Origin of the sequence: Acidobacterium sp. S8, assembly GCF_009765985.1 — a bacterium.
GTDB lineage: Bacteria > Acidobacteriota > Terriglobia > Terriglobales > Acidobacteriaceae > Alloacidobacterium.
On sequence record NZ_LMUM01000027.1, the window covers coordinates 17846 to 38927 of the forward strand.

Sequence of the window (21082 nt, forward strand, 5' to 3'; positions counted from 1 at the left end):
TCGCATTTCGAACACTGCTATCGGTTTTCCGTAGGTTGTCGACACGCATCAACATAGATTCCGAGTCGTAGGATTAAGATTCAAAAATGACCGGTCGTCTATGACGCGACTGTTTTACTACGCCGTTGCTAGGGCTAAAGCGAAGGAGCATGCGCAATCATGCCAAGTCTCCTTCATTGTGAAGCCTGACCAGATGAGCAATGATGCCAATGTTGCAAAGGTGAACTTGTAGCTGGACTTAGTCTGAATTGTCTCGTCCGTCCTGAATGCAAGATCCAGTCGTGGATAGCCGGCTACTGGGGGAATCGTGACGCCTTGAGTTGTCACCGACCGCAGGTGCATCTCAATCAAGGCTTCATGGCGGTTCCAGACGACTTTATGTGCAAATTGTTCCACTTTGAAGTTTGCTCCTAAAACCTTGTTCAGCCTTTCGAGGGCGTTTCGACTCAGGGCTTGATGGCAGCCCGATCGGTCGTCATAGGTAGACATGAGCGTTTCTTGGTCCTGGACGAGGTCAACGCAGAGAAGGAGTGAGTCGCCGCTTTCAAGTTGGCTATGAAGATTGAGTAAAATGTCCTGAGCCTCCGGACGAGAGAATGTTCCAATGGCGGAGTTAGCCCAAATTGCCAACGTGCGGCCACCGTGCCAACGCTTGATCTGATACGAGTCCTTGATCAGGTTCGCAACCCGCGGACGAGATACGACTCCCGGAATCTTGGACGCGATGTCAAACTCCGCGAAATCCAACGCGGCCCGTGAAATGTCGACTGGCTGGTAGAGCACCGATCCTTGACTGCGGACAAGAGATCCAAGAAGCAATCCACTCTTCGCTGCCGATCCTGCCCCGAGTTCGACAATAGTCAAAGGGCGATATCCAGCAGCCATTCGAAGGACTTCGATCGCGTTGTGTTGCAACAGATCAGTCTCGGTTCGATTCGCGTGGTGTGCCGGGAGACGCGCGATTTCATCAGACAATATGACACCCCGCTCGTCGTACGGCAGCCATGGTGGAAGCGTCTTCCTCGATGCTGAAAGACCCGTGTGGGCACCACGAGCTACAGCTTGGACGACCTCCGCAGATGCGTAGTCAGCGACCATACCACTCCCTTAGCGCATCACTACCCGCGAACAGCAGGAACACGAGCAATGTGCTGATTCTTCTTTGGGTCGAGCGTACGAGTCGGATCCATCCGGCGTATTGAATGAATCAATCGCTTTCGGCGATTAGCGTCATTCCGTGTATGGGAAGATACGGCCACCGGGTTGGCTGAGAATGGTTCTTATCTCCATAAGCAAGCAGGACGGATCAATCGGCTTGGATAGGAGCCTGAAGCTGAAGCCTAGACTACGCGCTTCGCAAAGCAGATCGGCCGTCTCAGCCTGTCCCGACAGAAGCAGTACCTTACAGGTCGGCCAGCGGGATGTCATTGTGATTGCAAGATGCACGCCGCTCATTGTCGGCATTGCGACATCCGAAAGCAGAAGATGAGGAGCAGCCCGGACCGCTGCGCGGAGGGCCTCCTCGGGCACAGTAAACCAGGCTGTGCTGAATCCTGCATGAGTCAGAATTAAGAAGAGAGTCATGGCGATCAGGCGCTCGTCGTCGACCACGAAGACCAGGAGCTGAGAATCGACGGATTCATCCGTAGGTGAGAGTCGCTGAAACGCCTGTGACATATCAATTGCTTTCCCCGCTGATTGGCATCTGCCAGGGAGGCATTGATGGAGATGCGAGTCTCGTGTTCAGCATGGCATGAGATTAGGGGGCGCGTGAAATGGCGTATAGACAGATCGAATCGCTTTTGCCGGATATGAGCACCGTCCATCAGTGAGCGCGCAAACTCCCAGAAAGCTAATCGACTATCATCAGGGATGTGGAGGCCGCGTGGCAAAACGTAATGTCGGCGAGAAGATTTTCGAAGCTGCCTCTCGCAGTTTTCATGAGTACGGCTACAACGCGACTGGAATCCAAGAGATCGTAGACTCTGCAGGTGTTCCGAAAGGCAGCTTCTACGCTCACTACAAGAGCAAGGAAGCTCTCGGTCTCGAAGTCTTGAGGATTGACGCCGAGGCTACACTAAATAGTCTCGTGATGAATGAGAATTCACCGGCGCTTGACTCTCTCAAAGAACACTTCCGCCTCCTGGCTAACGATTACTACAGATTTAAATATCGATCAGGATGTTTGGTCGGCGACTTTGCGTCTGAGTTGGCGAGCAATGCGAAGTTCCGCACAGCGAGTCTTGCGTATATGAATGCTTGGGCGGCCAAGATCGAAGAGGCACTCCGCATCGCCCAGGAAGCGAAAGAGATTCCGAAGCAAAAGGATCCTGCAGTTCTATCTCGTTTTCTTCTCGCAGCATTCTTCGGTGCAGCTCTGAGAATCAGGCTGTTGAAGTCGCTCGTGCCCTTCGAAGAATTTATTGAAATTGCGTTCGGAGACCTCTTGATCAATTCCAAACAGACAGCAGCCAAGGCGAAATAGAAGTTCTCAGCGTCTGCTACCTGCTATCGTCTGGCTCAATTCAAGTGTTTCCAAGGTAGGTGCGCTGAGGCTTTCCTTCCGGCAATCGTAACGGTCGCGCGGCGAGGCATCGAAGCTCGCTATAACGAAGGTGAGGATTGCCGGAAGGGTGGTTAGTATCAAAATTCCCATGACGTTTTCTCAGTAGAAGCAGTTGATTAGAGGCCGCCGCTCGCGACGACAATCTCACCTGTCAACCACGCGGAATCTTCAGAAGCGAGAAAGATCGCGACTGCTGCGATATCGTTTGGCTGGCCAGCACGGCCGAGAGGGGTCTGTGAAACCAGCCCCGTCTCAAAATCAGAGCCCATGACGCCTGTACTGTGGGTGCCTTCTGTCTCGACAAGCCCGGGGTTGAGAGAATTGACACGGATTTTCTTCGGCGCGAGTTCCTTTGACAGGACCGACGTAATCATGTCGACTGCGCCCTTGGTCGCCGTATACACCGCGCTCGTGGCCGGCTTCAGCCGCGTGATACTGGATCCAATATTGATGACGCTGCCACCTTCGCTCAGATGCTTTGCCGCTGCCTGGGTCGTCAGCAGCAGTCCGAGCACGTTGATGTTGAATTGCTTATGGAAGGACTCCTCAGTGATGGCCTCAAGCGGGGCGAATTCATAAACCCCGGAGTTGTTCACCAAAATATCCAAACGTCCGTAGTTCTTAATCGCGGCGTCGATGATGCCTGTAGCCTCGAGGGCCTTCGTGACGTCGCCGGATACCGCAACAGCCTTGCCGCCAGCCGCCGTGATTGCCGCCACGACAGTCTCAGCGCCCGACTTGCTGGAAGCGTAGTTAACCACCACCGAAGCACCTTCGGATGCTAACGACTTTGCGATTGCGGCACCGATGCCCTTTGAAGCGCCCGTTACGACGGCGACTTTACCGTTGAGTTTGCCCATGATGTTTTCCTCTATCCGTTTCTTCCTCGCTCGGCTATGACCCTCGCGTTGGACGCCCTCAAGTACGAGCTTTGTATGTGATGGGTGAGTTTTCAATAAGTTTCAATAGTTCATAACTATTGAACTAAGGAGATGATCTCGACTAGACTGACATAATGAAGCCGCTCGTCCATCCCGCGTTGCGAGACATCACGGTGGAGGGTATCCTTCATGCACTCTCTGACCCCGTGCGGGTGGCGATCTACGCCGATATTGTGGGCTCGGACTGTTCACAGACCTGCTCCAATTTCGTCAACATTGTGGATAAGCCGGTTCCGAAGTCCACCCTGTCCGTTCACTTCAAAGCCCTGAGAGAAGCTGGCTTGATTCGCGGAGAACGTAGAGGAGTGGAGATGTATAACGTTTCGCGTTGTTCAGAGATCGACGGCCGATTCCCTGGACTGATCGCAGCGATCGTCAAGGCACATAACATTCAGTCAGAAGAAAGCCGAACCCCGAAGGTAAAGTCCGGTTCTCTCAAAAAAAGGCGTTTAGAGCGCTGACGATAGCGATCCTAAGCCTCCTCGTGGACCGCCGTATTGCATCAGGAGACTAGATTTGTCGATTTTAAGCATGATGCAGACGTTCACAGATTTCTGTCTAAAGCGATCACTATAGGCATTTCTGACTCTTGCCTTTGCGCGGTAGATGCAGGGATGACAAGATCCGCCGGTTACGGCGAAATGATGCAAGATATCTCGAAACATCTAGCCTAAATTCGATGCGGGTCCTGAAGACACTCCTACGGCCACGACTGAGTCGCTGGCAAGGAGTTCGTGCTGGAATCTTCATCCCGAGCCATTTAGGAGCAAACACTGATGTCGACTGCACTGCTAAACGCGCTCGCCGGAGCGACTGTACAGGATTTGTATCGCGAACTCCTTTTGCGCATAGGGGAGGATCCTTCGCGAGATGGACTGTTGAAAACCCCTGAACGCATGGAGGAGGCGCTAAAGTTTCTCACCAGCGGCTACGAACAAGACGCCCTCGAAATCCTCCACGAAGCCTATTTTGAGAGTGAATATGGAGGAATGGTCGTTGTGCGGGACATCGAGTTCTATTCGATGTGCGAGCACCATATGCTACCTTTCTTCGGCAGAGCCCACATAGCCTACGTCCCGAACAAGAAAGTGATTGGTCTGAGCAAGTTTCCGAGACTCCTGAATATGTATGCCAGGAGGCTGCAGGTGCAGGAACGATTGACGGAGCAGGTAGCCCATGCAATCATGCAGACGACTCACGCCCAGGGTGTGGCTGTAGTCATTGAAGCGTCGCATCTTTGCATGATGATGCGGGGAGTCGAGAAACAGAATTCGACGACTTCGACTTCGACGATGCTCGGCATCTTTCTGTCCGAGACTCAAACGCGCAGTGAACTCTTGAGCATTCTCGCCCCAAAAGGTGGCCGGTAGAGCGGCCTTTACGCCAGCCCTTCGCGAATGAAAAGAGGTGTTCGAGGCCGGAAAACGACTTGCCTATTCGAAGGGGCAAATCTATCTTCGGGCGGTCGCGGCTGACTCATCCGGAGTTCCGTTGTCGGCTTGCTCTAGCTAAGTAGAGTCCCGTAGGGGGATAATTCAGGTGTCATAGGAGATTCCATGCTTTCGCCTGAGTCTCGAACACGAACCGAAGCGTTCCTTGCCGTGGAACAGCGAACACTAAGGATGATCGGCGAGGGCGCGCCTCTGAAAGAGATTTTGAACGAGCTCTGCGTAGCGTTCGACACCCAAGTACCCGAGGGCCTATCCACGATCACCCTGAAAGACCCTGATGGAGAGTGGCTCATCCCGGTCGTTGGGCCGCGGATACCGAGTGTTTATGCAAAACGGTTTACGCGAATGCCCATTCAGCCAGGAGGGTCTTGTAACGCATCAGCTTTTTTCAAGAAACGCGTTGTCATTTCTGATATCGCTACCGACCCTACGTGGCCCGAAGAGCATCGGCAGCCCGCAATTGACGCTGGACTAAAAGCCACCTTGTCACAACCGCTGCTCTCCTCGACGAACGATATTCTTGGAACGCTGGCGTGGTGGTACACCGAAACGCGAACTCCCTCGGCACAAGAGATCGAGTTGGTCGAGGCCGCTGGGCAGATAGTTCAGTCCACTATTGAGAGGGAACGGTCTGCCTCTTCGCTCAGAATGGCGCTCAAAGAGTCAGAGAAGTCAGCATCGGAACTCAAAACGCTCATCGACACAATTCCGACTCTCGTTTGGTGTGGGAAACCTGACGGCTCAAGCGAATTCGTAAACCAGCGATGGATTGCGTACACCGGGCTCACCGCGCAAGACCTATTGGGCTTGGGCTGGGCGAGAGTGATTCATCCCGACGATTACTTCGAACTGACGACGAAAGTGACCGATTCGTTTGCCACAGCCGAAACCTTTGAGGTTGAAGCGAGGTTGAAACGGCTTGACGGCGAATATCGTTGGTTTCTCCTTCGTTTCGAGCCGGTTCCGGGGCAGCTGAACAAGGTTGACAGGTGGTATGGCTCCGCTACTGACATCCACGTGATGAGGCAGGGACTGGAGACTGTACGCCAGGAGCAGGCCGAACTATGGAGGATGGTGGATTCAATCCCGGCCGCAATCCACTTCATGGATGCACAGGGAAAAGTCTTATACGTCAATCAAGCCTCGCTTGAGTACACAGGGCTGCAAGCGAAGGATGCGGACGATCCAAATTTCCGCGACAAGATTTTTCATCCCGACGATGAGAAAGCACTTCGGGATTCGCGGAATAGGAGTTTCGCCGCGGGAGTTCCGTTTCAGCTTGAGACAAGGGCACGTCGGCGTGATGGCGTGTATCACTGGTTTCTTATTCACTACAAGCCTTTCTACGACGGTAGCGGGAAACTGATTCGCTGGTACGCAACCGGCACGGACATTGAAGACCGCAGAAGGGTCGAGAACATGGTTCGCAACGAGAATGTCGCGCTACGCGAAGACGTCGTTCGATCTTCCATGTTTGAAGAGATTGTCGGCTCGTCCGAAGCTCTGCGTAAAGTCCTTGTTCAAGTCTCAAAAGTCGCTCCAACCAGCGCTTCGGTCCTAATTTTGGGCGAGACGGGAACAGGAAAAGAGCTGATTGCACGAGCTATCCACAACGCGTCTCCCCGAGCGAAGAGAGCTTTCATAAAGGTGAACTGCGCTTCCATCCCCTCTGCACTGATCGCGTCCGAACTGTTTGGTCACGAGAAGGGCTCGTTTACCGGTGCTCTTCAGCGTCACTTAGGGCGATTTGAGTTGGCAGATGGCGGCACCATATTTCTTGATGAAGTTGGCGAACTCCCTACAGAAACTCAAGCTGTTCTGCTGCGCGTCCTTCAAGAACGACAATTTGAGCGAGTTGGTGGAAGCCAAACTATCTCTGTCGACGTGCGAGTCATTGCAGCGACAAATCGAGATATTGAGGCGGCAGTCGCCGAAGGTATATTCCGTCAAGACCTGTTGTATAGACTCAACGTCTTCCCGATTCAGGTTCCGTCCCTGCGAGAGAGAACGGGCGACATCCCCTTGTTGGTCGCATACTTGGTCGATCGATATGCCCACAAAGCCGGAAAGAAGCTTCGGAATATCAGCAAACAGACGATGAGCCTATTCGAGTCATACTCGTGGCCCGGCAATATTCGCGAACTGCAGAATGTGATCGAGCGCGCCGTAATCTTATGCGATTCCGAAACTTTCTCAGCCGACGAGTCTTGGTTCAAGCAGGCTTTTTCAAAGCCGGGCATGACGCGCGTTCCTCTGCTCGAAGAACTCGTGGAACGCGAACGAGAAATGATCGAAGCGGCGCTGCGAGAATGCCATGGCATCGTGGGCGGCAAGAACGGCGCAGCCTCCAGACTTGGGATTCCCCGACAGACGCTAATCTCGAAGATCAAGAAGCTGGGGATCAATCAACACCGTTTCAAGGCTGTTTAGTCCCCTTTACCCGCGCTGCGCACTGCTGTTGCGGTAGATCGGACTGAGCGTCAGACATAGCACGATCTCTCATCTTGGGATCGTTCGTCTTCGCATTTCATCAAGTTGCTTGTTGAGCTGAGTTTTCGGCACCTGCCGAGATATCGGCGCGCCTGCGCGCCTGCGAGTCCCTTATAAATCAATGAGTTGGCGAATGGCGTTCAACCTGCACGTAGTGGGATTGAGCGTTGTCCAAACATGCTGAAAATTGAACGATCGTCTGACGGCAATGTCACGACGCTTCATCTGATTGGTCGACTCCAGGAGGAGCATATTCCAGAGCTGGTTCGCGAAATCGAGAAGAGCGGCTCCGTCATCCAGATTTCCATGGCAGAAGTCGATCTCGTTGATTTGGCCGGGATCCGTTTTCTTGCCAGATGTCGATCAGAGGGTATCCCTCTCCTTAGTTCTTCGCAGTACATAACGGAATGGATCGATAAGGAGCTTCTATGAGCACTTCATTCGAACGGTTGATGAAGCAGGTAACCCACTAGGAAGGATCGAAGGACGCATGTATCTGACTGCATCGTACGAAGAACAAAGTCTATGCCGGATGATGCGTTCAACTTACAGCATCGTCGATCGTCCGATCCTCGTTCTGAGGGAACGCGCAACACTGCAGTCAGCTATCGCAAGAATGACTTCACAAGCGGGTTTTCCTGATCCGGTGGAGGGCTTACATTCGACTAAAGCATTTCTCATAGCGGTCCATCTCGTCGCCTCTGCTGGGGAAATGCGTGATTCCCACATGGATGGTAGAGCAGTAACGTCGGAATCTTGGACGATTGGTGGGGTGACCATCTACGACCTTGACGAAGCCCCACCGTTTTTCAGGACATGTGCTTTCGACTGCGTCCACTACTACCTGCCTCGCGCGACAATTGACGCATACACAGATTCGGCTGGTTTAGCACGGATTGGAACTCTCCGTTGTCCCAAGGGTAAGTACGATCACGTCCTTTACCATCTCGCCCAAGCACTCTTGCCGATGCTCGCACAGCGCGATCTGATATGCGAGATGTATCTCAATCACTACTTGCCGATGTTATGTGCGTATCTCGTTCGGTGTTATGGATCAGTTCGGCCACCCAAAGCCCGGGGCGGTCTTGCCCCGTGGCAAAGACGGTGCGTTACTAGCATGATTCGAAGCGATCTCAGGGGTGACGCGAGCATGAGCAAACTTGCAGAGACATGCGGCCTCTCGGTCAGCCATTTTGCTCGCTGCTTCCGGACGACGTTTGGAATTCCTGTTCATCGCTATGTCGTTCAGGAACGGATTGAGGCAGCTAAGAGAATGCTCTTAGACCCGGGAAATAGTCTGACTCAGATTGCGCTCGAAACCGGCTTCTCCGACCAAGCTGCTTTTGGCCGTACATTCGGCAGCCTCGTGGGGCTGACTCCTGCAAAGTGGAGGAAGGAACGTCTTTACGCCACAATTCAGCAAAGCGCACCGATCATGGATGGGATCGAACTGCATCAGGAGGTGGCTGGGACGACGCGCTAAGAATGCTGCTTGCTGCTTCGGTTTGGTTAGTCGCAATCGGCAATTCGACGAAAGTTGGTCGCCTCCTTATGGGATAGACCGCAAGCAGGCGATTGTTCGGCTGTAATCGCAAAAGGTTTTCGCGAACGACAAGCCCCAGAACGGACGGCATTGTTCAGATCAAAAGAGCAGGAAATATCTGCTGGGCCAGGATGCAGAGATTTGTCCCTCCCAATCGAAATCCGTCTGCAAGTAACAGCAATCGTCCTCGCCGAGGAACTGAGTTTCACTAGGGCGGCGGACCGCCTCAAAATTACTCAGCCGGCACTCAGTAAACGAATCGTCGAACTCGAAAGCAGAGTCGGCTTCGCGATCTTCAAGAGAGACCACAGGACAGTAGAGCTAACGAACGCCGGACAGGTCTTCATCAGGGGTTGCAAAGACTCCTCTGCTTTGCTCGAAAAAGCTGTGAGGCTAGCTTCTGCGACTATCGATGATTCTGTCCAATGACTTTTGGGCTTTCAATTATTCCTCCCAGGAATAAGAGACCCAAGATGTTCATATCAAAGGACGTTCCGTCCATCGCAGCGGTTTCATCCGGCTCGCAAAGGCTTAATAGCGGAGCGCGCTATTCAAACATAGGGCGATATCTTTGAATAGTCGCCAGGACTCAGAGCCGATTGAATCGCCGGTCATGCTGGTCCGAAGCATTAGCGCAGAGAATCTACCGCACTTGCAATGCGATTTCGAACAGCCGTAGCGTCGCCTTATGTTGACGATTCGGGCGATGACCGGCAGCGCTGGATATGCACAGAGGCATCTAGAGCATAGCGACTACTTCGATCAGAACCGGACCGTGCAGGGCGAGTGGCATGGACGGGGAGCCGAGCTGCTCGGACTGAATGGCACGGTAACGCACGAGCAGTTCGAAGCCGTTCGTGAAGGGCTCCATCCTGAGACGGGGGAGTTTCTGCGTCCGCGTCATAGTGCGGATCGAACTGCTACTGATGGCGCAGTTGAAAGCAACGCGCGTTCGCTCTACGACTTTACGTTTTCGGCTCCGAAGTCTGTCTCAGTCCAAGCTCTCGTCGGTGACGATGACAGGCTGCTGGAAGCGCACCGTCACGCCGTGAGCGTGGCTTTGCAGGAAGCAGAGCGCTACGCGGGGACAAGGGTGCGCCTGGACGGAGCGAATCATGATCGTCAAACGGGAAATCTCGTCATCGCTGCATACACGCACGACAGCAGCCGTCAGCTTGATCCTCAGCTTCATACACACGCGGTCACCGCAAACCTGAGCTACGACGGAGTCGAGGGAAGGTGGAAGGCACTCCAAGCCTCAGGGGTATATGAGCGCCGTGCCTACATCACGGAGGTGTATCGGAATGAGCTGGCGCGCGAGGTGCGTGGGCTTGGGTACGAGATTGAGAGTCAGCGGAATGCAAAGGGAGTCGATAACGGATTCGAGATTAGAGGCATTTCCAAAGATGTCCTGGAGCGATACTCACAGCGAAGCGAGCAACGGGACGAATCCATACGGCAGTTTGCGGCGGAGCATGGACGCCAGCCTACGGATAATGAAGTCGCTGTTCTCGTGCGGGAATCTCGCCCGGACAAGTTGCATGAGATTAGCTCGGCGGAGGTTCACCGATTACAGGTAGATCGCATATCGCCGCAGGAACATGCAAACTTGCTCGATCTTCGGGAGACATCTATGGAGCACAGCCAACCGCTCGTTCCTGAACGAACATTTGCCGTCCAATCCCTTCAACACGCGGAGGAACATCTCTTTGAGCGCAAGACCGTCTCCAAAGATCATGAGTTGATGACGGGGGCCTTACGCCACGGCAGGGGAAAGCTCGACCTCGGCGATTTGCGAGGGAGCTATGAGTTTGAGGTATCGCAGGGCAAGCTGCTTCAGGTCGGCGGCAACGTAGCGACTCAAGCAAGCCTTGAGCGCGAGCGCAGCATGGTTGCTGTCGTCGATCAAGGCATTCATCGCTATCCGGCGCTGGGTGGCAGCGATCACTTTGAGCCGAAGGTAAGTCTTCGGTCCGAGCAGCGTCACGCTGCCGAAACGATACTTGCGTCTCAGGATTTTGCTATCAATCTGCGGGGTGCCGCAGGCACCGGGAAGACGGCAACCTTGCAGGAGATTGATCGCGGCCTCCACGCTGCAGGGCATGAGGTCTTGGCTGTCGCTCCGACGCGAAGTGCTGTCGAAGAACTACAGAAGGTGGGCTTTGGAAACTCGATGACGGTCTCCCGATTGTTAGAAGACGAGACGGCTCAGCAAAGGCTTCGGGGCAATGTGCTGATCGTAGACGAGGCGGGCATGATCTCAGGGCGACAGATGGAAGGTCTGCTCGACCTGGCCCGGCGTGAGAATGCGCGGATTCTTTTCTCAGGTGACACACGCCAGATACAGAGTGTCGAATCCTCTGATGCTCTACGGATTCTGGAGCGCGAATCGCGTATGACGAGTGTTTCCCTGACGGGCATCCAACGCCAGTCGAACCTCGAATATCGAGACGCTATTGAAACCTTTCGGAAGTCACCCGATCAAGGCTTTGCCAAGCTGCAAGACATGGGAGCCGTGCGTGAGGTGCCTTACACGGAGCGAGCGCAAGCTGTGGGCGACGTGTATCGAGAGCTGACCGCAGTGCAGAACCGCAAGGTGCTCGTCGTTGCTCCGACGCATGAAGAGATCGGCAGAGTGACGCAAGCTATCCGTGAAGATCTCAAGCAAAGAGCCGTTCTGGGTGACGGCGAGACGCTGCACCGCCATATTCCTTTGCAGTGGACGGAGGCACAGAAGAAGGACATCTCGAACTATCAGCCCGATCAGGTGTTGGTGTTTCACCGCGCCTCACATGGAATTGAGAAGCATGAGGCGCTGACCGTGACAAACGTATCCGGCTCCAGCATTCAAACGCTGAACGAACGTGGTGAGGAGAAGTTTGTCAGTCTGACGCAAGCAAGATCGTTCTCTGTGCATGAGCGTATGGAGATTGAAGTCGCTGCTGGAGACAAACTCCTGATGATGGGCAATCGCAAAGAACCAGGATTTCGAGCGACGAACGGAGAGCTGACGACCGTCCGGAGTGTAGAGCGCGGCATCATCAACTTAGAAGACGGTCGAAGCGTACCAGCAAACTATCGTGAGTTCACGCATGGGTACGCTGTCACGGCGCACCGGAGCCAAGGCAAGACGGTCGATCACGTCATCGTCTCAGCAGACGTGATGAAGCAAGAGTTGTTTTACGTGGCAGCATCGCGCGGTCGTGAGGGCATTTCTATCGTCACGTCAGATGTAGAGCGCCTGGGCGAATCACTGGGAGTCTCGATGGCGCGTCCGTCTGCGATGGAACTTGCGAACGACATAGCCCAGCAAAAGATGTCGCCCAAGGATGACATCAGGCACGAGATCAGTTTCGAGATGGGATTGAGTCTGTGATGTTCTCGCGCAGAAATTATTTTCGTGTAACGCCTCGCGATGCTGAGCAACACATTGCGCTCGTGTGCAACTCTGAGTAATTCATTGCTCTCCGCAGCCCTCTGGACAAGCATCGCACTTGGCCGCATTGTGGACATAGGGAGTCAAGAGCCATGTCCAATCCTTCCATATCTAACGGGGCTTTTTTGAATACTGACGAAGCAGCCGCGATGCTGGGTGTCCATCCGAAGACATTGCAGCGACTGGCACGTTCAGGGCGCATCACTGCTTACCGGGTTGGCAAGCTATGGAGATTCCAGGCCCGGGACTTGTGTGCCGATGTTGCCGTGCGGGTCGTGCCTCTTGATCGGCTCTACGACCATGTCGCTCCGATGAGCATTTGAATCTCAGGTCGTTCCGACTGCCGTAATCAGACTTGTGGATACAGCCTTGGGAAAAGTTCTTCTAGTGCGCTCTCTGGGAAACGAAGTGAGACTGGACCCTTCGGGGTAGAGGACGCTAGCAATCCAAGCTCTGTCACGTCAGCAAGAACGCGACGTGCGGTGCGTTCTGGAAGGCCAGTGATGCGGGCAATCTCTCCCCGCTCAAACTCTCCCCGCATAAGCGCCTCTTCCAAGAGAGCTGCAGCTTGAGGTTTTAGAGTGCGGCTTCTTTCAACAAGCGTCTTAAGCCTTTGCCTCAATTCATTCAGGTCGAACAGTCCAGACATGAACTGAACTTGATCCAGGCAGACCTGAAGAAACCAGAGCACAAAGCTTTTCAATGCCTTTAGAGAGAGATTCCCTCGTCCGTCGAAGTCTCCCTGTCGTGGCATATCTGCCATGTCCATCACGCTTTTGTACTCGCCTCGGCTCTCAAGGCCTCGTGCGAGTCCACGCGAGATCGACCACAACCCATGCGCTCCGATGCCGGTCTGATGTGCCATTGCGTGGCTCATCAAACGGCTCACACGCCCGTTCCCATCAGGGAATGGATGGATGTAGTTCAGACGGTGGTGCGCGGCTGGGATGGCCATAATGCGGCTAGCGGTTCCAAGTTGCAAGAGGCTGTATCGCTGCTCAAAATACTGCATGAAGTCCGCCACGCGCTCGCTGGAAGGCGGAAGATGACGACCCACAGCATTATCGTGTTCGGGCCGCGAACGCCATTGGCCTGGGGCCATCACGATTTCTCGCGATTCGTTCTTGAGGGTGAGCATTGCGCGGGGAGCATCCCGATAAAACTCGTTGTGAATCCACTGAATGAATCCGGCGGATGTCGCGGGGGGCAGAGTACCCAAGAGAAACATTCGGTCTATTTCTGTCTGAACCCTGACATGCGCCGCCGCTTCGATTTGCAGGTTGCGGCGTTCTTCATTCTGATCCAACTCACCCGAGAGGGCGCGTTCAATGTCGCGTGGCCGCGTATTGTGACCTTCGATCAGATTGCTGTAATAGGTATTCATGATGCGTACCGCATCGGCCAAGTTTGCGGCTGTTACAGGATGCAAAAATTTACCGAGGACGGATACGGTTGCCGTCAGATCTGCAACTACGTCGGCGATAGCTGACGAGGGTTCATCGATCAGGGCTGGTTCGATTCGACTTGGAATCTCAATATCCGACATGGGTTTAGTTGGCCGAACTTATACAGGGGAAATATCACGTATCCACTGATGATACGCCACAACATAGGCCAATGTTGGCCGATGATGTGGCCGATGTTGGTCGATGTTGGTCAATCTCAAACATACGGAGAGAAGCTAGCTGAGATCAGTTGTCGGCTGGTGCGTTGTGGAGAATGGCAGGAGCGTTGAGCGCTAAGTTTACGTGATAAGGGCACCACCCCAAGATCAGCGCCTTCGACGACCGTTCGCGGCCCACGGCAAACTATTTTTTGCCAGTTTTCCACAGGCATATCGTGTCCGTAGAGTTCCCAAGAATTCCTTAGAAGACACTGCAACGACAATACGGGCCTTAGACTCCGAAAGACCTCTGCCGTAACCGCCTTGTCGGCCCATAGACAAACCCAAACGCATGTTCCATCGTGTGTTCAGGAGGCGTACGAGCCATGTCCGAATTCAAGTTTGTTTCTGAACCGTTCCTGGATAGCGATCAAGCCGCCGCTATCCTTCGCATTCACCCTAAGACCCTTCAACGCCTTGCGCGGTGCGGTCGTGTCACCGGCTACCGCGTTGGGAAGCTGTGGCGATTTCACGCCTCCGACCTCGAAGGCCGCAACGATAGCTTCTCTTCCACACTCGACTCCGGCACTGCCGAGCGGTACGCTTTAAGTACCACTTGTGCCCGCAACTAAACAGGAGGAATATCCATGTTTGTTCGGTCACGATTTCAATATGGCAGTCTGCGGCTACGGAAGCGCGAACGGAGTACCGACGTGTGGGAGTTTCGTTATTACGAGACCAGCCCGGTTGGCAAACGGATCAGGCAGAGCGTCATCCTTGGGGATCAGGCTCTCTACCGGACCGAGGCCGACGCACGGAAGGCAACGCAAGCTCTTCTCATGCGGCTCAACGACGAAGCTCCACGCGCTGAGATGGAAGCTCCGACGTTCGGGGCTCTGCTCGATAGGTATATCGAGCATGAGTTGCCAGAGCGACACTCGACTCAGAGGTCGCATCTCTCGAATATTCGGAAACACATCAGGCCGCGTTGGAGCGATCAACCGATTAACAGGATGAAGCCGATGGCGATGGAGCAGTGGCTGCGCGATCTGCCGCTTGCACCCAAGTCAAAGGTTCACATCCGAAGCTTGATGCACCTGGTTATGAAGTGCGCGGAACGATGGGGAGTCATAGAGATTGGCAAGAACCCCGTTGCTCTAGTGCGCGTTAAGAACGCAAGCAAGCGGCTGAAGCGGCCCCAGATCCTCGAAGTGGCTCAGTTCTTCGAGATGCTCAAGCATCTCGCGGAGCCGTACCGAACCATGGTGATGGTGGCGCAATGTACGGGACTTCGCATCAGCGAAATCCTTGGCCTGCAGTGGGGCGACTTCGATTTTGAAGCGCACACCTTCATGGTTCAGCGCAGCGTTGTCAGCGGAAGGGTAGATGCGGTGAAGACGGAATATTCAAAGGACTACGTTCCGCTCGATCCGCGTCTGGAAGGACTGCTGTTGGAATGGCGGACCTTCAGCGCATATCCCAGCGATGCAGATTGGGTTTTCGCCAATCCGCAGACCGGGAAGCCCTTTCACCAGGAAAGCCTCAAGAAGCATCAGCTGCACCGGGTTGCCGAACTCATCGGCCTGCCGGACGGGATCGGATGGCACACGTTCCGCCACACCTACCGTTCGTGGCTGGACGAGACCGGCGCTCCTATGAAGGTGCAACAAGAGCTGATGCGACACGCCTCGATCCAGACGACGATGAACATCTACGGACGGGCGATGAACGATTCCAAGCGCAAAGCCAACAGCCAAGTCGTTGGGCTGGCATTCGGCGAATCGATGGAATCGAGAAGGGAGGGATTAAGCACAACAGCCCTTCAGTAGAAGGGCTGAATCAGTGGCCATTTCCGATTGGGGGATAATGGGGACTTAATTGGGTTTTTCGTTTCTCGTAACTGCTTGATTTGATTGGTTGCGGGGGTAGGATTTGAACCTACGACCTTTGGGTTATGAGCCCAACGAGCTACCAGGCTGCTCCACCCCGCAATCTGATATTAACAATCCATTGCGGGTAGGTCAAACGGCGCAAGTTATGCGCCAACCGTGCTGAAGTTGTTTTTTGTGATCACCATAGAGCCTCATTTCAAGAAGGGCGGTTCTGGGGGCGCTTATTTTGCTTTCAATTCAGGAGCAATCGCCAATTAGCGGCATAATCTTCGATGGGTTAGTAAATTGGTTTTGGGACTGGATCATATGCGCTGCCGAATTTGTTGTCGTGGTTGGCGAGAGCGGGTATCGGAATTTTTATTTGTCCAAGATCAACGGGCCGGCCAGATAAATGCACATTTCTATTCAATCCGCTGAGAATCGATGGTGGTACGCTTTCGATCCAGACGTGCAATCGGTAATCACCGGCCGGAATGTCGGGAAGCACAAACGCATCGTTCGCGGCCGCAATTGCAAAGAAAGGAGTAGATAGCGTCAAAACGACAGCGCTCATTTCCGGATGAATGTTGCAGAAAATATATGAAATACCTTCACGCGGGAAAACGACCGATTTGCTGGAACCCGCTTCATAAAGCCCGAGGTCAAAACGCTTGCCATCAAAAAGTGAGAAGACATTGTGAAAGAAAGGATCGCCGTTGGGAAACTCGACACTGCTGCCCGTAGGGATAACCTGAAGGTGTGGAATAAACGTACGGTTTTTCTGTTGAAGGGTGTAATGTCCATGAGGAAGAAACGGGGGCGAATCGGTTCCGGCCAACGGTTCGAGCCAAATGACCGCAGGTACAAAGCGCTGCTTTCCGGCTGTAGAGGGAATGATACGCAGACGTAATTCTGAGGTTGTTTCGGCAACACGAATCTGCGCGCATAGCATCTGCAACGCCAGAGCCGCGACGCAGAATAGCCATTTGCCAAATCGCTTTCTGCTCATCAGAATTTGTATCCTGCTCCCAAACCGATGACATTACTGTCAGCGGGAAGTCCCGTGACAGGTGAACTTGTCAGATGCCGGTACTCGAGAGAGAAGAGCAGATATGCGCTTGGACTGTAAATTATATTGCTGGTATATGTACGATTTCGAGCCAGATTCATGTACATAGAGCCTCCGGGAACCGCATAACGCCGCAGTTCCCCTGCGAATACGTTGTCCAAACCAAAGGCCTGGTTCATCTGGATTTGTTCACTGAACTTCTCCTTAAGTTGCATCCATCCGCCAACATCATCGAGTGGCCGGATGTAGTAAACGCCTGATTCCGGATCTGCGCGATATGCGAAATCCTTGTATGCGCCGCCGCCGAGGCCGCCGAGGGCCATTCCGCGGTAAGCACTCGCCGTCAATTCAAAATGGGTTGACAGGGCCAGCCGCGAATCGAGCGTACCTGCCCAGGAATCGAAGCTGTGCCCCAGAGCGCTGCGATGAGGTGCGAAATATCCGCCGGCACCAAAACTACTGGCTTGTTCGCCGGAACCGAGCAAGGCGATGTGAGTCTCGACCCCGGGCCATCGGCTCTGTTCCGCACTGTTGGCGATCGATGCCTGAGATTCGGTCATAGAAGGAGATATCGAAGGAGTTAAAGGCGCATCGCTTACATCGACCAACGCGGCTTCCAATTGCAGGCTACGTGAGCCGGCAAGCCTCAGGTTCTGCGTTACACCTGCTTGTGGGTTCCAGGTCCATAGATTGCCAGACCATGCGAGAGGTGGGACGGAAACCGCCGTCAGGGAAGTCGGCACATCGGGGCTGAAGATCGGACGATCAAGTGAGAAATAGGCTTTGGTGCGGTCCCATTCCAGAAATGCATGAGCGGTGCGGAGTCGTAGTATCATGCTGCTCGTGCCGTAATATCCCGAATAACCTGCAACTTGACTGTCGGATTGTGAGTTTCCATCGAAGTCCACACGCAGATCAGCATAGCTGCGTGCTCCAAAGAGTTGCGGACCGCGCGCATCGAATCCCAGTACCGTCTGCCTCACGGAGGCTCCTGTGCTGCCTCCTCCCGGAATGGCCAAAGTCGGCGTTGCCGCCACATCGACCGCGCTTGTATTGACAAAGGTATTCAATAGCAACAGGCCGGTGATTTTCACTGGAAACTTCGACTCACTCTCCACTTTGGTTTGTTCGTGGGTTGCAATCTGGGAGGCCTGCATCGCTTGGCGTTCCTGAATGTCTTCGATCGCTTCCGCAGTATTAACAGGCGCGGCCGATGATGCTTCCTGTGTCCGAGTTGAGGATAGTGGACTCGTACTCGATCCACTGTTTGCGATTTCGCGTTGCAAAGCAGTCAGTTGCTGCCGCATTTCATCCAGTTGATGTTGAGATTGCTCAAGTTGCGTCTGCGTACGTGTCATCGCTTCAATTAGATTTTGAATCTGCTGTTGCAAACTTGTTTGATCTACAGTTTGTGCGAGGAGACTGTTCACCCGGAAGCAGTGCAATATCAGGACAAGGAATAACACTCCACTCACGCCAAGACGGCAACCATAGGGATGCCTTCGTCTAAATCTGTACATTCTCATGTGCAGCCACCTGATCGCGATGTTTTGATTCAGTTACTGTCATGTCTTGCTCAGGAAGGTTGCGTGCTACCTTCATTTGAAAAATTGTTTCTCCGGGACGACTGCTTAGCAGAACCACTTCTCCTCCATGTTCCGCAGCAATGCAATGAGCGAGCGTGAGGCCTAATCCGGTCCCTTTTTGCTTGCCTTCGCTCACAAATGGCTCAAAAAGAGTATTCCGAATGTTTTCGGGAACGCCTGCCCCATTGTCAATTACCTTGATGAACACATAATGCGCTTCCGTCTGCAAAACTATCGCAACTTTCGCCGCGTCTTCCGATGCACGAACGGATTGGCACGCATTGATTAGCAGGTTGAAAATGGCGCGCTCAATCTGCTTTCCGTCCACGACGACTGCGGTCTCTGTGGGCTCACCGTATTGTGCTTCCATCACAACGCCTTCCGCATCTGGATGCTGACGTGCCAGCGAAGTTGCTCGCTCCAGCAGCGTAACCATCAATTCCGCGGACCGTCTGGTACCTTTGCCTGATCGGCTGAAGATGAGCAGTGATTCGATCATGTCGGTTGTGCCATGAACGGCAGAACGGATATCTGCAAATATTTCCGATCGCTCTTTTGATAAGAGCCGGTCCGAGGCAAGAAATTCCGCATTAGCGTATATGGCTGCCAGATAGTGGCGAAGATCGTGAGATACCGAGCTAGCCATGCGGCCAATCGTTGCCAGCCGCTCTGATTCCAGGAGCGCCCCATTCACTTGCTGGATTTCGTCTCGCATGCGAGCAAACGCCGAGCTTAGCTGCCGCACTTCCTGAGTGCCATGCTGCGGGATGAGGTATTCCCTGTTGCCGATGCCAAATGCCCTTACGCTCTTTGAGAGCTCCTCAAGAGGGCGGGTCACCAATCGAGAAAGGCCAATCATCAGCCCAGTACCAAGAAGCAATGCCATCAAGCCTGCTAGAACAATTGTGCGATCGATGCGACTGATCCAGCGTTCGGCCGGTCCAAATGATTTCAGAACAACCAATTGTAATGGCGAAGTTGCGGTAGCAGAGAGGTCTTCCGAAAAGGCAAGAAAACGCGTATCTCCAAGTTGCACAAATGCGGGCGTCCGGAGCATTTTAGAAATCAGGGGAGATTTTTGAGCCAGCTCCGGCTGAATGGACGACGGAAGGGTGCTGGCGACAATCTGACCGCGGCTGAGAAATGTCGCTTCGACCGCGGTGGGTTGGCTCATCTGTCGCACCGTGCGCTCGGTGGATGAGCCACTGACCACGTATCCCAAGAGCGTTCCTTCCTCGTCGCTCCCGAAGTAAAACGGTCGAACGGAACAAGCGTATAGCGACTCGCCATCAATGAGATAGTGTTTGTCGGGATGAGCCAATAAGGTTTTCAGCCCCTGCCGGAGCTTTGTGTCAGCGGAGGGAACTTTCGTATATGCCGCGACAATCCGACCAGTTGCATCTGCGAGAGCAAACAGATCAGCACCGCTAAGTTGCCAAAATTCAACTGCGCCATCTTGAATCGTAAGATCGTCGCCACTGGTCATCAATGCCTTCAGTGGAGGCAGATCAGCGAGCAGTGCGTTCTCGCGCTCGAGCGCTTCCAGACGTTCGGCCTGCAGACTTTGAAAAGTAACGACGGAGTGGTTCAGATCCTGCGACAGATTGTCCGTTATTTGGACACGGAGATCCTGGCGAATGAGAAAGAGGCTGAGACTGGTGATACTCACAATTACCAGTGCCATTGCAAAGACAAGCAGCACATGCGTGCGTGCGCCCTGCCTGTCGTTCCTGCCTGTGGCCTTGTTTGGTCCGTTTTCGGACGGAAGGTCGGCTTGGCCATTAAGGGACAAATTTATACCCTGCACCGTAGATGGTAAGTAGATGTCTTGGATTCGCCGGATCATGTTCCAGCTTCTGGCGCAGCTTCAGTATCTGATTATCTACAGTTCGTGTAGTTGGATAAAAATTATATCCCCATACTTCATTGAGCAAGATATCGCGAGTAAGTACCCGTTCTGCATTTTCGGTAAAAAACTTCAATAATTTGAATTCATGCGCAGTCAGCATCACAGTACTGCCGGAACGTGCGGCTGTCATTTTCTTAAAATCGATCTCGCAATCTGCAAAACGATAAACTTCTTGGGAAGTTGGTTTGCGCTGTCGACGAATTGCAGCCTGGACACGCGCCGTAAGCTCGCGGGGACTGAAGGGCTTGGTGACGTAATCATCGGCGCCCAGTTCAAGAAGAAGTACTTTATCGACAACTTCGGTAATTGCGCTGAGAACGATGACTGGGATGTTGCTGGAGAGGTTTTTAAACGTCTGGCAAAGTTCGCGACCGGACAGGTGCGGCAGAATGAGGTCGAGCACGACGGCCAAAGGCCGCTCAGTGCGAAACATTTCGAGGCCCGTTTGGCCGTCTCCTGCAACCAGGATGGAGTAGTGCTCTTCCGTAAAGATTCGACGGAGCACCTTCTGCATGCGTGGATCGTCTTCGATGACTAGAATTGTGCCGAGAGTCATTAGCGGAGCTGTGTCTTCTGCCATTTCTGCTACTAGTTCTCTGTCCTTAATCATGATTCAG

At 53.6% G+C, this 21082-nt stretch carries 19 protein-coding genes and 1 tRNA gene; 11 read left to right on the forward strand and 9 right to left on the reverse strand.

Annotated features, from left to right (window positions below):
- Nucleotides 1-117 precede the first annotated feature (117 nt).
- Together GSQ86_RS10480 and GSQ86_RS10485 are read right to left on the reverse strand one after the other, a co-directional pair.
- Nucleotides 118-1098 carry an L-histidine N(alpha)-methyltransferase gene (locus GSQ86_RS10480; RefSeq protein ID WP_158749897.1) on the reverse strand — a complete coding sequence of 327 codons (981 nt, stop codon included), beginning with the start codon at nt 1096-1098 and terminating at the stop codon, nt 118-120.
- 132 nt (nt 1099-1230) lie between these two features.
- Nucleotides 1231-1677, reverse strand: coding sequence for a response regulator (locus tag GSQ86_RS10485; protein WP_158749898.1), 447 nt, complete (start codon nt 1675-1677; stop codon nt 1231-1233).
- A 208-nt stretch (nt 1678-1885) separates the two neighbouring features.
- Here GSQ86_RS10485 and GSQ86_RS10490 point away from each other — a divergent pair, with 208 nt between their 5' ends.
- Nucleotides 1886-2485, forward strand: a complete 600-nt coding sequence (locus GSQ86_RS10490) for a TetR/AcrR family transcriptional regulator (protein ID WP_158749899.1) — start codon at nt 1886-1888, stop codon at nt 2483-2485.
- 197 nt (nt 2486-2682) lie between these two features.
- On the opposite strand, the gene GSQ86_RS10495 is transcribed toward GSQ86_RS10490, so the two are convergent.
- Nucleotides 2683-3426: a glucose 1-dehydrogenase gene (locus tag GSQ86_RS10495; RefSeq protein WP_158749900.1), complete on the reverse strand. Its 744-nt coding sequence runs from the start codon at nt 3424-3426 to the stop codon at nt 2683-2685.
- Nucleotides 3427-3581: 155 nt separating this feature from the next.
- Between GSQ86_RS10495 and GSQ86_RS10500 the strand changes: the two genes are divergently transcribed.
- The 8 genes from GSQ86_RS10500 (at nt 3582) to GSQ86_RS10535 (ending at nt 12750) form a co-directional block, all read left to right on the forward strand.
- On the forward strand, nt 3582-3968 hold the full coding sequence (locus GSQ86_RS10500; protein WP_158749901.1) for a helix-turn-helix transcriptional regulator: 387 nt from the start codon (nt 3582-3584) through the stop codon (nt 3966-3968).
- Nucleotides 3969-4283: 315 nt separating this feature from the next.
- Nucleotides 4284-4877, forward strand: a complete 594-nt coding sequence (gene folE / locus GSQ86_RS10505; protein WP_158749902.1) for a GTP cyclohydrolase I FolE — start codon at nt 4284-4286, stop codon at nt 4875-4877.
- A 186-nt stretch (nt 4878-5063) separates the two neighbouring features.
- The gene (locus GSQ86_RS10510) at nt 5064-7388 is read left to right on the forward strand and encodes a sigma 54-interacting transcriptional regulator (protein WP_158749903.1); all 2325 of its coding nucleotides are present in this window, start codon (nt 5064-5066) and stop codon (nt 7386-7388) included.
- Nucleotides 7389-7625: 237 nt separating this feature from the next.
- Nucleotides 7626-7880: an STAS domain-containing protein gene (locus GSQ86_RS10515; RefSeq protein ID WP_158749904.1), complete on the forward strand. Its 255-nt coding sequence runs from the start codon at nt 7626-7628 to the stop codon at nt 7878-7880.
- A gap of 718 nt (nt 7881-8598) precedes the next feature.
- Complete coding sequence (locus GSQ86_RS10520) at nt 8599-8931, forward strand: AraC family transcriptional regulator (protein ID WP_158749905.1); 333 nt, start codon at nt 8599-8601, stop codon at nt 8929-8931.
- A 201-nt stretch (nt 8932-9132) separates the two neighbouring features.
- Nucleotides 9133-9420, forward strand: a complete 288-nt coding sequence (locus GSQ86_RS23895; protein WP_174239960.1) for a LysR family transcriptional regulator — start codon at nt 9133-9135, stop codon at nt 9418-9420.
- 259 nt (nt 9421-9679) lie between these two features.
- Complete coding sequence (gene mobF / locus GSQ86_RS10530; RefSeq protein ID WP_158749906.1) at nt 9680-12367, forward strand: MobF family relaxase; 2688 nt, start codon at nt 9680-9682, stop codon at nt 12365-12367.
- 152 nt (nt 12368-12519) lie between these two features.
- Nucleotides 12520-12750 (forward strand): helix-turn-helix domain-containing protein, encoded by a 231-nt coding sequence (locus tag GSQ86_RS10535; RefSeq protein ID WP_158749907.1) that lies wholly within the window; start codon nt 12520-12522, stop codon nt 12748-12750.
- Nucleotides 12751-12776: 26 nt separating this feature from the next.
- Here the strand turns inward: GSQ86_RS10535 and GSQ86_RS10540 are convergent, their stop codons facing one another.
- On the reverse strand, nt 12777-13973 hold the full coding sequence (locus tag GSQ86_RS10540) for a Fic family protein (RefSeq protein ID WP_158749908.1): 1197 nt from the start codon (nt 13971-13973) through the stop codon (nt 12777-12779).
- 443 nt (nt 13974-14416) lie between these two features.
- Between GSQ86_RS10540 and GSQ86_RS10545 the strand changes: the two genes are divergently transcribed.
- Nucleotides 14417-14662: a helix-turn-helix domain-containing protein gene (locus tag GSQ86_RS10545; RefSeq protein ID WP_158749909.1), complete on the forward strand. Its 246-nt coding sequence runs from the start codon at nt 14417-14419 to the stop codon at nt 14660-14662.
- Nucleotides 14663-14677: 15 nt separating this feature from the next.
- The gene (locus GSQ86_RS10550) at nt 14678-15859 is read left to right on the forward strand and encodes a site-specific integrase (RefSeq protein WP_158749910.1); all 1182 of its coding nucleotides are present in this window, start codon (nt 14678-14680) and stop codon (nt 15857-15859) included.
- A gap of 85 nt (nt 15860-15944) precedes the next feature.
- Here GSQ86_RS10550 and GSQ86_RS10555 read toward each other — a convergent pair.
- The 5 genes from GSQ86_RS10555 to GSQ86_RS10575 all read right to left on the reverse strand — a co-directional run bounded on the left by GSQ86_RS10555 (nt 15945) and on the right by GSQ86_RS10575 (nt 21075).
- Nucleotides 15945-16021 (reverse strand) — tRNA-Met (locus GSQ86_RS10555).
- A 178-nt stretch (nt 16022-16199) separates the two neighbouring features.
- A complete protein-coding gene (locus GSQ86_RS10560; RefSeq protein ID WP_158749911.1) occupies nt 16200-16910 on the reverse strand; it encodes a hypothetical protein in 711 nt (236 codons plus the stop codon).
- Nucleotides 16910-18328: a hypothetical protein gene (locus GSQ86_RS10565; RefSeq protein ID WP_158749912.1), complete on the reverse strand. Its 1419-nt coding sequence runs from the start codon at nt 18326-18328 to the stop codon at nt 16910-16912. The genes GSQ86_RS10560 and GSQ86_RS10565 overlap by 1 nt, the downstream gene beginning before the upstream one ends.
- Nucleotides 18329-18476: 148 nt before the next feature.
- Nucleotides 18477-20348: a sensor histidine kinase gene (locus tag GSQ86_RS10570; RefSeq protein WP_158749913.1), complete on the reverse strand. Its 1872-nt coding sequence runs from the start codon at nt 20346-20348 to the stop codon at nt 18477-18479.
- Entirely contained in the window at nt 20338-21075 is a 738-nt protein-coding gene (locus GSQ86_RS10575) for a response regulator transcription factor (RefSeq protein ID WP_254062295.1), read from the reverse strand. The genes GSQ86_RS10570 and GSQ86_RS10575 overlap by 11 nt, the downstream gene beginning before the upstream one ends.
- Between the last annotated feature and the right edge of the window lie 7 nt (nt 21076-21082).